Origin of the sequence: Sulfuricaulis sp. (genome assembly GCF_024653915.1) — a bacterium.
Classification (GTDB): Bacteria; Pseudomonadota; Gammaproteobacteria; order Acidiferrobacterales; family Sulfurifustaceae; genus Sulfuricaulis.
Genome location: NZ_JANLGY010000011.1, coordinates 69,510 through 82,284, shown reverse-complemented (window position 1 = coordinate 82,284; position 12,775 = coordinate 69,510). Strand labels below are relative to the sequence as shown.

Annotated in this window: 16 protein-coding genes; 4 read left to right on the top strand and 12 right to left on the bottom strand. The window is 58.2% G+C overall.

Going from position 1 to position 12,775, the window contains the following annotated elements; translation table 11 throughout:
- Positions 1-157: 157 nt before the first annotated feature.
- On the bottom strand, positions 158-733 hold the full coding sequence (locus NUV55_RS05810) for a cell wall hydrolase (RefSeq protein ID WP_296671179.1): 576 nt from the start codon (positions 731-733) through the stop codon (positions 158-160).
- On the opposite strand from NUV55_RS05810, the gene NUV55_RS13795 reads away from it, so the two are divergent.
- The 4 genes from NUV55_RS13795 (at position 680) to NUV55_RS05795 (ending at position 4,191) form a co-directional block, all read left to right on the top strand.
- Positions 680-973 carry a DUF3565 domain-containing protein gene (locus tag NUV55_RS13795; RefSeq protein WP_367280358.1) on the top strand — a complete coding sequence of 98 codons (294 nt, stop codon included), beginning with the start codon at positions 680-682 and terminating at the stop codon, positions 971-973. The genes NUV55_RS05810 and NUV55_RS13795 overlap by 54 nt on opposite strands.
- A 38-nt stretch (positions 974-1,011) precedes the next feature.
- The gene (locus NUV55_RS05805) at positions 1,012-1,824 is read left to right on the top strand and encodes an inositol monophosphatase family protein (protein WP_296671177.1); all 813 of its coding nucleotides are present in this window, start codon (positions 1,012-1,014) and stop codon (positions 1,822-1,824) included.
- Positions 1,825-1,935: 111 nt separating this feature from the next.
- The gene (locus NUV55_RS05800) at positions 1,936-3,090 is read left to right on the top strand and encodes a GGDEF domain-containing protein (protein ID WP_296671176.1); all 1,155 of its coding nucleotides are present in this window, start codon (positions 1,936-1,938) and stop codon (positions 3,088-3,090) included.
- A 150-nt stretch (positions 3,091-3,240) separates the two neighbouring features.
- Positions 3,241-4,191: a phosphoribulokinase gene (locus NUV55_RS05795; protein WP_296671174.1), complete on the top strand. Its 951-nt coding sequence runs from the start codon at positions 3,241-3,243 to the stop codon at positions 4,189-4,191.
- 26 nt (positions 4,192-4,217) lie between these two features.
- Here the strand turns inward: NUV55_RS05795 and NUV55_RS05790 are convergent, their stop codons facing one another.
- The 11 genes from NUV55_RS05790 to NUV55_RS05740 form a co-directional block, all read right to left on the bottom strand.
- Complete coding sequence (locus NUV55_RS05790) at positions 4,218-4,748, bottom strand: glycine cleavage system protein R (RefSeq protein ID WP_296671172.1); 531 nt, start codon at positions 4,746-4,748, stop codon at positions 4,218-4,220.
- A gap of 100 nt (positions 4,749-4,848) precedes the next feature.
- Positions 4,849-5,910 carry a hypothetical protein gene (locus NUV55_RS05785; protein WP_296671171.1) on the bottom strand — a complete coding sequence of 354 codons (1,062 nt, stop codon included), beginning with the start codon at positions 5,908-5,910 and terminating at the stop codon, positions 4,849-4,851.
- A gap of 112 nt (positions 5,911-6,022) precedes the next feature.
- The gene (locus NUV55_RS05780) at positions 6,023-6,175 is read right to left on the bottom strand and encodes a hypothetical protein (RefSeq protein WP_296671169.1); all 153 of its coding nucleotides are present in this window, start codon (positions 6,173-6,175) and stop codon (positions 6,023-6,025) included.
- An 11-nt stretch (positions 6,176-6,186) separates the two neighbouring features.
- Positions 6,187-6,555: a DsrE family protein gene (locus NUV55_RS05775; protein ID WP_296671168.1), complete on the bottom strand. Its 369-nt coding sequence runs from the start codon at positions 6,553-6,555 to the stop codon at positions 6,187-6,189.
- A gap of 181 nt (positions 6,556-6,736) precedes the next feature.
- Entirely contained in the window at positions 6,737-8,341 is a 1,605-nt protein-coding gene (locus tag NUV55_RS05770; RefSeq protein ID WP_296671167.1) for a cytochrome D1 domain-containing protein, read from the bottom strand.
- A gap of 13 nt (positions 8,342-8,354) precedes the next feature.
- Positions 8,355-9,557, bottom strand: a complete 1,203-nt coding sequence (gene nirJ / locus NUV55_RS05765; RefSeq protein WP_296671165.1) for a heme d1 biosynthesis radical SAM protein NirJ — start codon at positions 9,555-9,557, stop codon at positions 8,355-8,357.
- 116 nt (positions 9,558-9,673) lie between these two features.
- The gene (locus NUV55_RS05760) at positions 9,674-10,195 is read right to left on the bottom strand and encodes an AsnC family transcriptional regulator (protein ID WP_296671164.1); all 522 of its coding nucleotides are present in this window, start codon (positions 10,193-10,195) and stop codon (positions 9,674-9,676) included.
- Positions 10,192-10,635 (bottom strand): Lrp/AsnC family transcriptional regulator, encoded by a 444-nt coding sequence (locus NUV55_RS05755; protein WP_296671162.1) that lies wholly within the window; start codon positions 10,633-10,635, stop codon positions 10,192-10,194. The genes NUV55_RS05760 and NUV55_RS05755 overlap by 4 nt, the downstream gene beginning before the upstream one ends.
- A complete protein-coding gene (locus NUV55_RS05750; protein WP_296671161.1) occupies positions 10,635-11,180 on the bottom strand; it encodes an Lrp/AsnC family transcriptional regulator in 546 nt (181 codons plus the stop codon). Before NUV55_RS05750 ends, NUV55_RS05755 begins: the two co-directional genes overlap by 1 nt.
- Positions 11,171-11,632, bottom strand: coding sequence for an Lrp/AsnC family transcriptional regulator (locus NUV55_RS05745; protein ID WP_296671159.1), 462 nt, complete (start codon positions 11,630-11,632; stop codon positions 11,171-11,173). The genes NUV55_RS05750 and NUV55_RS05745 overlap by 10 nt, the downstream gene beginning before the upstream one ends.
- Complete coding sequence (locus NUV55_RS05740; RefSeq protein ID WP_367280361.1) at positions 11,629-12,774, bottom strand: cytochrome D1 domain-containing protein; 1,146 nt, start codon at positions 12,772-12,774, stop codon at positions 11,629-11,631. Before NUV55_RS05740 ends, NUV55_RS05745 begins: the two co-directional genes overlap by 4 nt.
- Between the last annotated feature and the right edge of the window lies 1 nt (position 12,775).

The window sequence follows — 12,775 nt, the reverse complement described above, 5'->3', positions numbered from 1 at the left end:
TATGAGGAACGAACCAGACGAATAGTAAACGATGTAAACCATCTTGCCTGCCTCCGTGCTCACCGACAAGCCTCCCCGTGACGTGGATAATACGGCAGAACGTCGAGGAGATACGCATTTTCGGCCCGCCGATCCCGGCAGGCCATGCAAACCCGCGCTATCGGTAAAAAATGTGTCTACCGATCCGTGCGACGGGCTTGTTACCGCGGGCCCAGCTGGGCTTGATGTGCGTGGCATGATAATGCAGCGCGCCCGCGAGCGTCGGCGTATGACGTCCGTAATAAACCGTTTCGGCGACCTCCCAGGCGCGCCGGAAGGTTTCTTCTTCAAGCGAGGGACGTTCATCCAGTTCGTTCCAGGAGAAAGCGCCGACATAGCGCTTGCGCAACGTATCCCAGTTCCTCTGATGCACCACACCGCAAATCGTGTCGGGGTAGCGGCCCGAAGCCACGCGGTTCATGGTGACCTCGGCCACCGCGTATTGACCGACCATTGGCTCGCCGCGCGCCTCGAAGTACACGTTAAATGCGAGACAGGTAAGGTTCTTCACGTCGTCCCGCCTGGCGAAAGCCGAGTGGATGAAATAACCGAACGAAGTAACAACCAGACCGATTACAAGAATAAAGATAAGCGGACCCTTGCGCGTCGTGTACCAGTGAAAACGCAGATTCTGCCATCCATGCGACAGCGTCGAGGTGCGGGGATGAGTCCTGGAAAAACGTTTCTTGCGCATGTCTCCGGCGTCTTTTCGCACGGGGACGGAGGTGGTGCACCCCGCCCCATTACTCAAAGCTATGATCCCCGGGGCCACCGCGCCAGACCAGTGCGGACCAGTGGAACACGTGCCCGGATCAATGGCGCGATATTCTTTCATATGCGCCATAATCCGCCCTGGACTAACTGCCCGTGGGTCATGGCGCCTGGAGGCCGGGCATTGGATCTGAATCGCGCATGCGGCGATGAAGAAACATGACGTTAAATCTTGAAAAGATCGGGCGAGGAAATAACTCCGTGGACATTCGTAACGAAATTCCAGTACGCGACATCGAACGCTTTTTTACCAAGGCCCTTGAATTTTCCGCGACGGCGCGTTCGCTCATCCTGTCTATGCTGCTGGCCGGATTCGAGGTCAAGCGCAAACCGGACCAGAGCTTCGTCACCACCGCGGATCTCAGGGTCGAAGAATTGCTGCGCGAACTGATCGAGCGGGATTTCCCCGACCACGGCATTATCGGCGAAGAATATCCGCCGACTCGTCCTGAAGCGCCGTTCCAGTGGGTCATGGACCCGATTGATGGCACCGAGGACTTTGTACAGCGTATGCCGGCCTTTGGCAGCATTCTCGCATTGCATTACCGCGGCGAACCGGTCGTGGGCGTTATCGATCATCCGGTGCTGGATATCCGGGTAAGCGCCGCCTTCGGGATGGGCGCCTACCATAACGGCCGACATGTGACGCTCCCCGATCTCGACCCCGATGCCATCGACGGGACCGAGCGCGTGATGCTTCCGTCGCGGGCGAACTTCACCAAGCACCGCGACGACGGGCGCCTGTTCGACGCCGTGGCGCGGGCGCATCCGAACCACCGTATTTACCGCACCTGTTTTACTCATACATGCGCGATCCTGGGCATGGCTGATGCCGCCATTGACTATGGCAACCCTATTTGGGATTTCGCGGCCAGCCGCATCCTTATAGAAGAGGCGGGAGGAAAGTTTCTGAACGTCCGCGAATGGGACGTGCCGTTGTACAGGCGCGTCTACGGTTCGATCATGGGCAAGCCGACATTGGTGGATCGTCTGTCGATGCTTTTCAACCAGTAGTGTTATTCATATTTTTTCATCACAAGATGTTGTTATTTTTCTCTTGTGCGGTTACATTTACGCGCGATAAAAATGAATAAAGGTCCCCGAACCCCCTAGGAGCACACAAGGTTGGCTGTCGGCGAAAACCTCTCCGTCGACCCCGGTTTGATGCGTGCGTTGGTGCGACATCTCGAGCACCTTCAGCGCCATCCGGACGGCGGCGAACTGTTACAGTTGATCAAGGATGGCCTGCATCACTGCCGTGAGCGTGGTCTCGTCAACGGTTCCTGTCTCTCCCATTTGCATCAGCAGTTACTTGCCTATACGCAGAATAACGCACTGCCCTCTTCCATCCGTCTGCGGGCGCGTCTGATCCAGCAACACCTGGCGATTTACCTGCCGCAACCGGATCACATCATCCCGGCGCGCGAATTCACCCCAGAGCCAACGTTGGCCGCACCTGCCAAGACCACGTCAAGACCACGTGCGCTCAAGGCGCCCGATTCCCAGATCACGGAGACTCCCGCCATGGAAAGCCCAAGAACGCCGGAACAGCCATCGGCGCCGGTGGCCAAGACATCGGAGGCGTTGCGCACTACCGAGGCCGGTGTAGCACCGCAACTCGATGAACTGCGCCAGATGCTGGCAAAGGGCATGGACGAGATGCTGCGCGAGCGCGAGACGCTGTCACGTCAACTCTCCGACGCCACCACCTATCTCAAGATGATCGAGGCCGAGCGCGAGCAGTTGCGCGAAGAACTTAACAAGGCCCGGCGCCGCATCCGGGCGGGTGAGAAATCCACGAAAAGGCCGCTCGGACTGCCCAAGCGCGACGTGCTGGTGCGGCAGATCGAATCCGAGATTGAGCGCGTGAAGCGCCATGGCGAACCGCTCGCGCTGGCGCTGATCGATATCGACAACCTGGAAGGTATTCAGGAAAAACACGGTGCGGAAATCGCCGATACGGTGTTGAACCGGTACACGAGCGAAGTGCTCGGCCGCTTCCGCAGCTACGACATGGTGGCGCGCTATAGCAAAAACGAATTCGCCGTGCTGCTGCCCAACACCGGCAAGGACAATGCCTTGCGCGCGCTGGAGAAGGTTCACAAGCGCGCCAAGGAGTCGCATTTCAGCCACAAGGGCCAGAGCTACCCGCTTCCCGGCTTCGGCGGCGTACTCACGTTTTATTCCCCCGGCGAGGAGCCGCACCAGATGCTGCGCCGCGCCGACGAGGCACTGGTTAACCTGAAACTGCGCGGTGAGCGCCAGCTCGTCGTCGTTTAGGCCCCCAGGTGTTTTGACTCTTTTCAGGTGCTGGGGACATAACTACAGGTCGTTTCTTCGCATCCCGCCACGGGGCCCGGCAGCCACCGTTGACCAGCGCACCCGAATACCAACAAGATAGCGATATTCACGGTTACCCGAGGTCGAGCCATGTCTGAAAGGCATCCTATCGTTGCAGTCACCGGCTCATCGGGCGCCGGGACTACCACCGTGCGTCACGCCTTTCAGGACATCTTCCGACGCGAGAATATTACGGCCGCATTCGTCGAGGGCGAGGCATTCCAATGCTACGAACTCGAGGAACGCATGCGCCTGATCCGTCAGGCCCAGACCGAAGGGCGGGCATTGAGCCTGTTCGGTCCGGAGATGCACCAGCTCGACCGCCTCGAGGCTTTTTTCAAGGAATACTCCGAACACGGCACCGGGCAGATCAGGGAATACGTCACGCCCGACAACCAGGAAGAACTTGGGTTGCCCGCCGGCACCTTCACACCCTGGCGGGCATTGCCCAAGAAAACCGATCTACTGGTCTATGAAGGCCTCCACGGCGGCATGGTTGCTCGTACCTGGACCCGCCGAACAATGAGCCCATCGCACAATCCCGCCGTCATCGAGCGGCGCAGTATCACCAACGGCAACAGCGGGGTGGACATCCCGCAGTACGTGGACCTGCTGCTCGGAGTGGTTCCGGTGTTAAACCTTGAATGGGTACAGAAGATTCATCGCGACACCAATGTGAAAGGGCGAACACCGGAGGCCGTCACCAATACCATCCTGCGCCGCCTGCGCGACTACACTAATTTCATCACGCCGCAGTTTTCCCTCACCGACATCAATTTCCAGCGGGTGCCGGTGGTGGACACTTCCAACCCCTTCATCGCGCGCGATGTCCCGACAGCGGATGAAAGCGTGGTGGTCATCCGTTTCCGCGATCCATGGCGATACGATTTCCCCAACCTTCTGAAGCGCATCCACGATTCATGCATGTCGCGCCCGAACACCATGGTCATTCCCGGTGGCAAGATGTCTCTGGCCATGGAGATCATCTGCACGCCATTGGTACATGAATTGCTGGAAAAGCGGACCAACTTAACCGTCTAGATTCACCGGGGACAGAAGTCGACGCACTAGTGCCGCGCCGGCTCAATGGTGGCGTCCAGATTGAGGGTGTCGCAGAAGCTGGTGAACTCGTCGCGCAGACGTCCGATATGCACGTCGGCCGGGATGCTCACCGTCAGGTTGAGCGAAAACATGGGCGTGCCGGTGTGCGCGGCGGGATAGGTCCACGTTCCCATTTCCTCGATGTTGATCTCACGGCTGGCGAAAAAATTGGCGACCTCGTGCACGATGCCGGGATGGTCCATCGCCACCACATCCACCGCGTAGGGCACCCGGTCCTGGGCACTCGTGCGCGGTTCGGTATGCTTCGCTAAAATGGTCAGCTCAAGTTTTTTCTCCAGCGGCGGCAGTTGCCGCTCCAGTCGCGTGATGGCGCCCCAGTGACCGGAAACCATCAGGATCAGGGCAAACTCACCGCCCAACACGGTCATGCGGCTGTCCTCGACGTTGCAACCGCTGTCGAGAATGGTCTTGGATAACTCGTTGACGATCCCGGGTCGATCCGTCCCGAGCGCGGAAATGACGAAATATTTCTTCATAAGTGGACAACGATCCCAAAACTGCCATCAGAGGGGACCGGGAGTCTAGCGATTTCCTTCGGGCCAGGCCATTACCAAAACCCTGTCAGTGACAGTGGGGCTAACGGAATACCTTCAGCTCCCGCACAACCAGCTTGCGCTGCTTGCCACTCCACTGCGACAGGCACAAAAGCTTTCCCTCGCTGTCCACGTCCATGTCGTAAATGGGGGCGGTTTCCTTGATCTTCTTGAGTCCTGCCTTGTCATACACAAACAGGAAGTTTTCCCTTTTTTCATAGTCCGGCCCGGTGATGACCTGAAACAGCACACGGTCACCGCGAATGTGCTCCACGCGCAAACCGGTTTGCTGGTAATTCTTCACAGGGAAGCGATACAGCAATTCAAGTTTGCCACCGGTGTACCGCGCCAGCCAGGCGTCCGGTCCGTAAGCCACGAGCAGGATGATGGCATTGCCCGAGGCAAACGCGCCGCGCAAGCTGTAAATCCACTCGTCCGTGATGTCGACAATTTTTGATATCTGCTTTCGTTCCGTATCGAGGTACCAGATATGATTGTCCTGTTTCCAGTAATTCTTCTGCACAATATATTTCTTCTGGCCGACCTTGAAACCATTCGCCAGCGCGTTCGCCAGCGCCGGCGGCGGTACGGAGGGAAACGCCGCGGTCAGCTCGGGAGTCAACGCTTCATCCCTGTCAGCCGTATCATCGGTGAGCGAAAACGGCTTTTTTCCTATCAGCTTGCCAGCGGCCACGTCGAAGAACAAATTGACGCCATTTACATCGCCGTCCGAAATTCCCGCCTTTAGCGTGGTCGCGTCCTTCCAGGTGAAATCGGCAACAAAGCTCTTATAGATCGCGAATTCACGCGAGCCTTGGGCATCGAGCAGGGTATTAACTTTGAGCGTCTTGAGATCGAGGGCCTGAATCTCCGTCAATTCGGTGGCGCCTTGCAGCAAGACGTGCGCAAACGCCAGGTAACGCGAGTCCGGCGAAAAATGCGGTAATACGTAATCACCGTCCTGGAGTATCAGCAGAATCTTTCCGGAAGCCGGGATTTCGCCCGAAGGCGTCAGCGCAAGCGTAGAGAATGGGTTAGCCAGTACCAAGACCGGCCACGCACTCACCGCCCAGAACACCGACCGCACCCAATGCCGCATGTTCATTCCTGTTCACCGATAGATGACGCCAAAAGAATATATACCTCTCGCACCACGAAAGGGAGGGTCGGCGGATCGTGACTGGCCATCCCTCTTCAAAACCATCTGGCAGTGGCGATCAGTGCTGGGTTTCTCCCGCGGCGAGTTGCTGGATCAACCCCTGCACGATCTCGGGCTCCATATCAAAACCGACCTCGGATTCCGGGTTGAGCGCGATGCCGTAGCCACTACCCAGAAAGGCTTGGCGTGCTCCAGGCTGGATGTTGTTCAACCGGTGCTGCTTTAATAGGTGAGTGTCACCACGTCATCGTCGATGGCTTGGCCGATGACATAGGCGCCGCCCACGGTTTCCTTGATCTCCGAGATCAGATCGTTGCCCCAGAGATCAAGCGCGGGCGAACAGATTTTGAACTTCACGCCGGCCTCGTAGGCATCCTTGATGAAGTCATACACCGTCTTGGGGCTGCCCTGCTTTACATACAGTTTCTCGGCTACTCCCTTAACGGCAAGCTCGGCGGCACCCCCACTGAAAACAATTTCGACGTCGAGCTCCATCGCCGCCGCCACGCTCGCCTGAAAGAAAGGCGCCCCGAGTTCCGCAGGATTTTTCGGGTCGGTGTTCAACATTACGATCATCAGTTTGTCAGCCATCGGAGGTCTCCATAAAACTTGGGGGAAGAAGCTCCCCATCTTCGCGCTAGCATGGTCACCGTCTGGGGATGGTTTACTTTATAGAGGAGACCACGTAGAGGCTTATTGATCTAAATCAGAATCAGCGGGCTTGATTGCAAAAAATCGGTTCGTAAAGCGGAATACATGGCACAAAGGTCGATTAATGGCTGGTTCCCGCCGAGCGCGTGATTTTGTTGTAGACGTTGTATTTGCCAGAAGGTTTTTTCATGGGTAAGCGCTTCACTTCCTTGAAGGTCGCCGCATCGTAGATCACCAGTGCGCCATCCACGTCCCACACGCTCACGAGCGCGTATTTGCCGTCACGCGTGAATTCGGTGTGCGCCGCGGTCTTGCCGGGCGCGGGCGTAAGCGTCTTCACTACCTTAAACGTGCGCTTGTCGATGATCTGGATTTTGTCCTTGTCCTTCGGACTCATCATGGCATCGACCCAGGCGTAGGGCGTGTTCTCGTGCGAACGCATGAAAAAACCAGGCCCGAGGGTATCGATACGTTGAACAACCTTCCAGTTGTTCATGTCTATGATCGACACCACGCCCTCCCGGAGATTGGGGGTGGCCATCACCATGTGGCCGTTACGCTCCCAGGTGATGCCCGATCCAAGATGCGGCATGCCGGGAAGATCGAGCGTGGCAATGCGCCGGCGCACGTCAAGATTGACTATCTGACCCTTGCCGGCCTCGCGCGAGGCCCCGACGATATGGACATACTCCTGATCGAAAAAGAAATCGTCGAGGTAATCATCAAGACGGATACGCTTCGGCGGGAACGGCCCTGGCACGGCGATCCCCTCGCCATATTTAAAGTCATGTACCATGCCCTCGTAGACCGGCTCCGCGTGCTCATCGTAGGTGATTTCCCAGACCTCGGGGATATCCTTGAGCGCCGCGATAAAACTCTTGCGCGGCGCGGCATCGTATACCGCCGAGACGCGCGAACTCTTGCCATCATGCCCTTTGACTTCGATCACTTTGACCGGCGTCAGGTCGCGCGCGTCTAAAATAACGATGCTGTGCGGCAGATAATTGCCAACAGCGACGTATTTGCCGTCGCCCGATACCGCGGCATTGCGCGTATTGATGCCGGCGCGAACCTCGGCGATGAACTTCAGGTTGTAGATGTCGTATTTGGATATCCAGCCGTCGCGCGAGGCGAAGTAAACGTAACGCCCGTCTGGAGAAAACTTCGGCCCACCGTGCAACGCGAAGCGTGTGGGAAAGCGCGCGATTGGCTCGAAGCGGTCGCCGTCCAGCAGCGTGGCATGGTGATCGCCCAGCTCCACCACGATGAAGAGATTGAGCGGATCCCCGACCTTGAACACGGGCTTGTCTGAAAGCTTTTCATCGGGTTTGACGTGCAGCAGGTGTGACGCGCGGATTTCCTTCATGCCCCAGCGCGGGACTTCCGGCAGTGGTTGATAAATCAGCTTGGCGAGTTGCGCGATCTGCTCTGCGCTCAGTTTGTCCCGGAACGGCGGCATCTGGGTCGCCACGCGTCCCTCGCGGATGGTGGCGACCGCCTCTTCACGTTTGAGTCTTCCGAGATTTTCCGGCAATAGCGCCGGGCCAATGGCTCCCAGCCGGTCCGGACCGTGACAAGAGGCACAGTGTTCGGCGTAAAGCCTGTCGGTCGGGACCGACGGCGACGCCACGGCACCCGACGCGTAAACCACGCCCAGAAACAGCCAAGGGAGGATTCTGCTCGCGCGACTGGCGAATTTGGGTAGCGCGACCGAATCAGTGGCCATCACACAATCGCGCCTATTTGGAAACTGCAATGGGAATCCGGGAGTAAGGGCGATTTGTCAGGCGTTCACCGAGACCTTCCACGCCAATCTCCTCGTCGGTGAGATAGCAGGCCGGGTCTTCGGCCCAGGGGTCGTTGGTGAGCTGATGCGCGCGCACCCGGGTGTTGCCCCCGCAAATATCAAAATACTGACAGGCACCGCAACGACCCTTGATGGAACGCGGATTCGCCTTGAGCCCGGCCATGAGCGGGTCGGAAACATCCTGCCAGATCTGCGAGAACGGCCGCTGCTTCACACTGCCCAGGCTGTAATGCCACCAGAAAGTGTCGGGATGGACATTACCGAGATTGTCGATATTGGCGATATTCACGCCCGAGGAATTCCCGCCCCACTGCGCCAGCTTGGCGCGCGTGTGATCAACAAGATGCGGAAAGTGCTGGCGCACCCAGAACAATAAATAAACGCCATCGGCATCGTTGTTGCCGGTAACAAATTCCTTGTGCAGGCCACGCTGTGTGTAATCCCAGCAGCGGTCAAACAGCAGGTCCATGGCCCAGCGCGTCGTTTTCAGGATCACGTCGTCTTTGCGGTTGATGTTGCCGCGCCCGGCGTAGTTGAGGTGCGACAGGTAAAACTTGTCAATGCCTTCGGCTTCCATGAGATTCAGCAGTTCGGGAAGTTCTTTGGCATTGTCCTGGGTCATGGTGAAGCGCATGCCAACCTTGATGCCTTTTTGATGGCACAGACGGATGGCATTCATGGAGGCGTCGTAGGCGCCTTCGAGACGACGGAAACGATCGTGGGTTTCACGCAGGCCATCGATGCTGATGCCGACGTAGTCGAAACCGATTTCCGCGATGCGCTCGATGTTGGATTCGTCGATCAGGGTACCGTTGGTGGACAGCCCGACATAGAAACCCATCTCTTTTGCCCGGCGCGAAATGTCGAAGATATCCGGACGCATAAGCGGCTCGCCGCCGGAAAGAATCAGTACTGGCACGCGGAAACCCTTGAGGTCGTCCATGACCTTATAAATTTCCGTCGTTGAAAGCTCTCCGGGAAAATCAGTGTCGGCCGAAATCGAGTAGCAGTGCTTGCAGGTGAGATTGCAACGGCGGATCAGGTTCCAGATCACTACCGGCCCGGGCGGATTTCTCTTGGGGCCCAGCGGAGTTGGGCTGCTGATCTCCTGCATGTATTGCGATATTCGGAACATTTCATCTTACCTTCAAAACTCATTTCACAGGATTAACAGGATTTTTCAGGATTGACAGGATTACTTTTCGGTTTTAATCTTGTTAATCCTGTGAATCCTGTCTATTCGATTTTTTATTAAGCCAATCTCAAACCGGTTTTCTTGAGGATGCGCGTGCTGTACAACACCGTGTGGCCATGGTCAGCCTCACCCAGGAGTTCCGCGATCAGCGCCATTTTCGTTTCCACTTCCGCGCGGTCGCGTCCGTGAACCATGGCGAAGAGATTATAGGGCCAATCGGGGAGATGGCGCGGTCGATGGTAGCAGTGACTGACGAAATCAAGTTCGCCGATCCTGGGACCCAACTCGCGTACTCGCTCCTCCGGCACGTCCCATACCGACATGCCATTGGCCTGGTAACCCAGCGTGTAGTGGTTCGGCACCGCACCGATGCGACGTATCATGCCCCCGTTCAGCATACGCTGGAGACGTGCAATCACTTCATCGGCACTGATACCCAATTTTTCCGCGATCGCATGATACGGCCGGCTCACGCGTGGAAGACCCTCCTGCGTCGCCACAATGAGGCGGCGATCGGTCGCATCGGGTGCATACGCTGCATCAGCCTGTTTTTCGCGCAAGACGGTGGCGGTGCTCATGCCTCGAACCTCAGGCCGACAAAAAACTCTTCCAGTTTCGGCATGTTGTAGACCGGGTAACCGGTGGTTTTCTCGATTTCGCCGATGACTTCGCCAATACGCGCGGGGGTCTCGGTGGCGAGCACGAACCACATATTGAAGGCGTTCTCGCGCGCATAGTTGTGCGCCACTTCGGGAAAATCGTTGATGATCTGCGCCACGCGTTCGAAATCCTGCGCCGGAATTTTCATGGCCGCCAGTGTCAGCGCCCCGCCCAGACGCTCGGCGTGATACATCGGTCCAAAACGGGTAAGCGTCCTGTTTTCAAGCATCGCCTCAACTCGCTGGATCAGTTCGTCCTCGGTGAGACCCAGCCTTGCCGCTGCTTCGGCATACGGGCGCTCGCACAGCGGGAAATCCCCCTGGAGGTTATTAATGATATGGCGGTCGGTGGCATCCATCAGCATCCATCCGTCTCGGCCGGTAATGTATAAATCGCGCCACGCTGCTTGAAGCGCCGGCGACTGAACAGGACTTCATGTGGCAGTGTTTGCAGGCCGCAATGATTGACCATCCACTCCAGGTGGGCCAGCACTTCCTCACGGTTCTTGCCGTGGATCATGCAGTAGAGGTTGTAGCGCCACTGCGGCAGGCGCCGCGGGCGCCGGTAACACAGCGTAATGAAATCAAAATCGGCGATGCAGCGCCCGAGTTCTGTAACCTGTTCTTCAGGCACGTCCCACACCACCATGGCGTTGGACGCATAGCCGAGTTCATGATGACGCACCACCACGCCGAAACGGCGGATCACGCCAGCCTCTTTCAAATAGGCAAGCCGGGCGATCACCTGCTCTTCCGACACCCCCAGCTGGGCGCCGATTTCGGCATACGGCCGCGGAGTGAGCGGCAACCCATGCTGGATCGCCGCCAACAGACGACGGTCGGCTTCGTCCACGGGCGGGCGCGGCGACGTCGCGGTCGAATGTTTAATGATGTTCAGTTCCATCGCAGATCAAATCCCAGATCAATGTGGTAATCCTCGACGAGCGGGAATGACAACACTTCGTAACCGCTGCGAATGGTGATTTCATCCAACACCGTGTGCAAACGCGCGGCATCCGGCGCCGTGGCCACGAACCAAAGGTTCATCCGGTGTTCACGCTCGTAGTTGTGATTCACTTCGGCATAGCCGCTCACGATAGCCGCCACCGCTTCCAGCTTTTCCGGCGGCACTGCGATCGCTGCCAGCGTGCTGACGCCCACCGTGTTGGGCCGTACCACCGCTCCCACGCGGCTGATGGCGCCGGCCTGTTTCAGTTCATGCAATCGCACAAGTACTTCTTCCTCTGTCACGCCAAGACTTCGCGCCATGTCCGCATACGGCGTGGAGGAAAGCGGGAAATCCTGCTGGAAATCATTCAGCAGGCGCCGGTCAAGATCACTCAATTCCGCCTTCATTGGCCGATCCTCTGCGCCCGTGCCGAGAAGAAAATGCCGCTCGGCTTGTCCGCTGGCAGCGACGCCACGCGCTCGAACGTACCGGTGTCGTACACATCCACACGATTCTCGTCGCGCACAGACAACCAGACATTTTCACCGCGCGGCGTGAACTCCATGTGCAGCACCGCTTTGCCGGGCTTGAGCGTGCGGATCACGCTGAGAGAAAGCGTGTCGATGACCTGCACCGTGTCATTGTTCGGCGGCGCGAAATTCACCCACACCTGGCGCCCGTCCGGGCGCGCCACCACGAATACCGGTTGTCCGGCGACGGCGATGCGACTGGCTTCCGTCCAGTTTTTCTGGTCAATCACCAGCACTTCATGCCTGCCGACCGCCGGCACATAGGCGGTATCGTTTGCCTGTGCCCAGTAATCCATGTGCGGCATTTTGAATACCGGCAGCGGTTCCTGCCCGCGGCCATAACCTTCCAGTACGCGGCGCACGCCCATCGAAGGCTGCCACAGGTCGAGCAGCGCGAGGCCGTCCTCACCGAAAAGGCCGGCGATGTAGTAGCGGCCGTCGGGCGTCACGGTGCCGTCGTAGGGCTGCTTGCCGACATTGGGAAATTTGCGCACCTGCGGCTGACGCGGGTTGCGCATGTCCGCCATCCAGATCTCGCCGGCGTCGTACAGGGAAAACACGAAGATGTCGCCCGGTGCATCCACCAGTCCCACCACCTTGGAGCGGCGGGCACTATCGCCCGATCCCGCCGGGATGTCGGCGAGCAGCTCGAGCGTATCGGCGGTGAACACCTTCACGCCGCCCGGCTCATAATTGGACACCGCAATCAGTTTACCGTCCTGTGAGATGGCGCCGCCGATGGCGTTGCCTGCCTGCACGATGCGCTTGTCGATGCGCCTGCGCAGCATGTCGACCTTGGTCAGACCGCCGTCACGCCCAAAGACATAGGCATAACGCGCGTCACGCGAATAGACGACCGAGGCATGCGACAGATCGCCCAGTCCCGTTACCTGCGCCAGACGCGTGCGTGTCGTCGTCTCCACCAGCTGCACGCTGCCCGCAGCACGCTCGATGATGACCCCGAGATCGCCCGTGCCACGCGGCGAGGCGCAGCCGGCAAGCACTGCCAGAATTGTCATG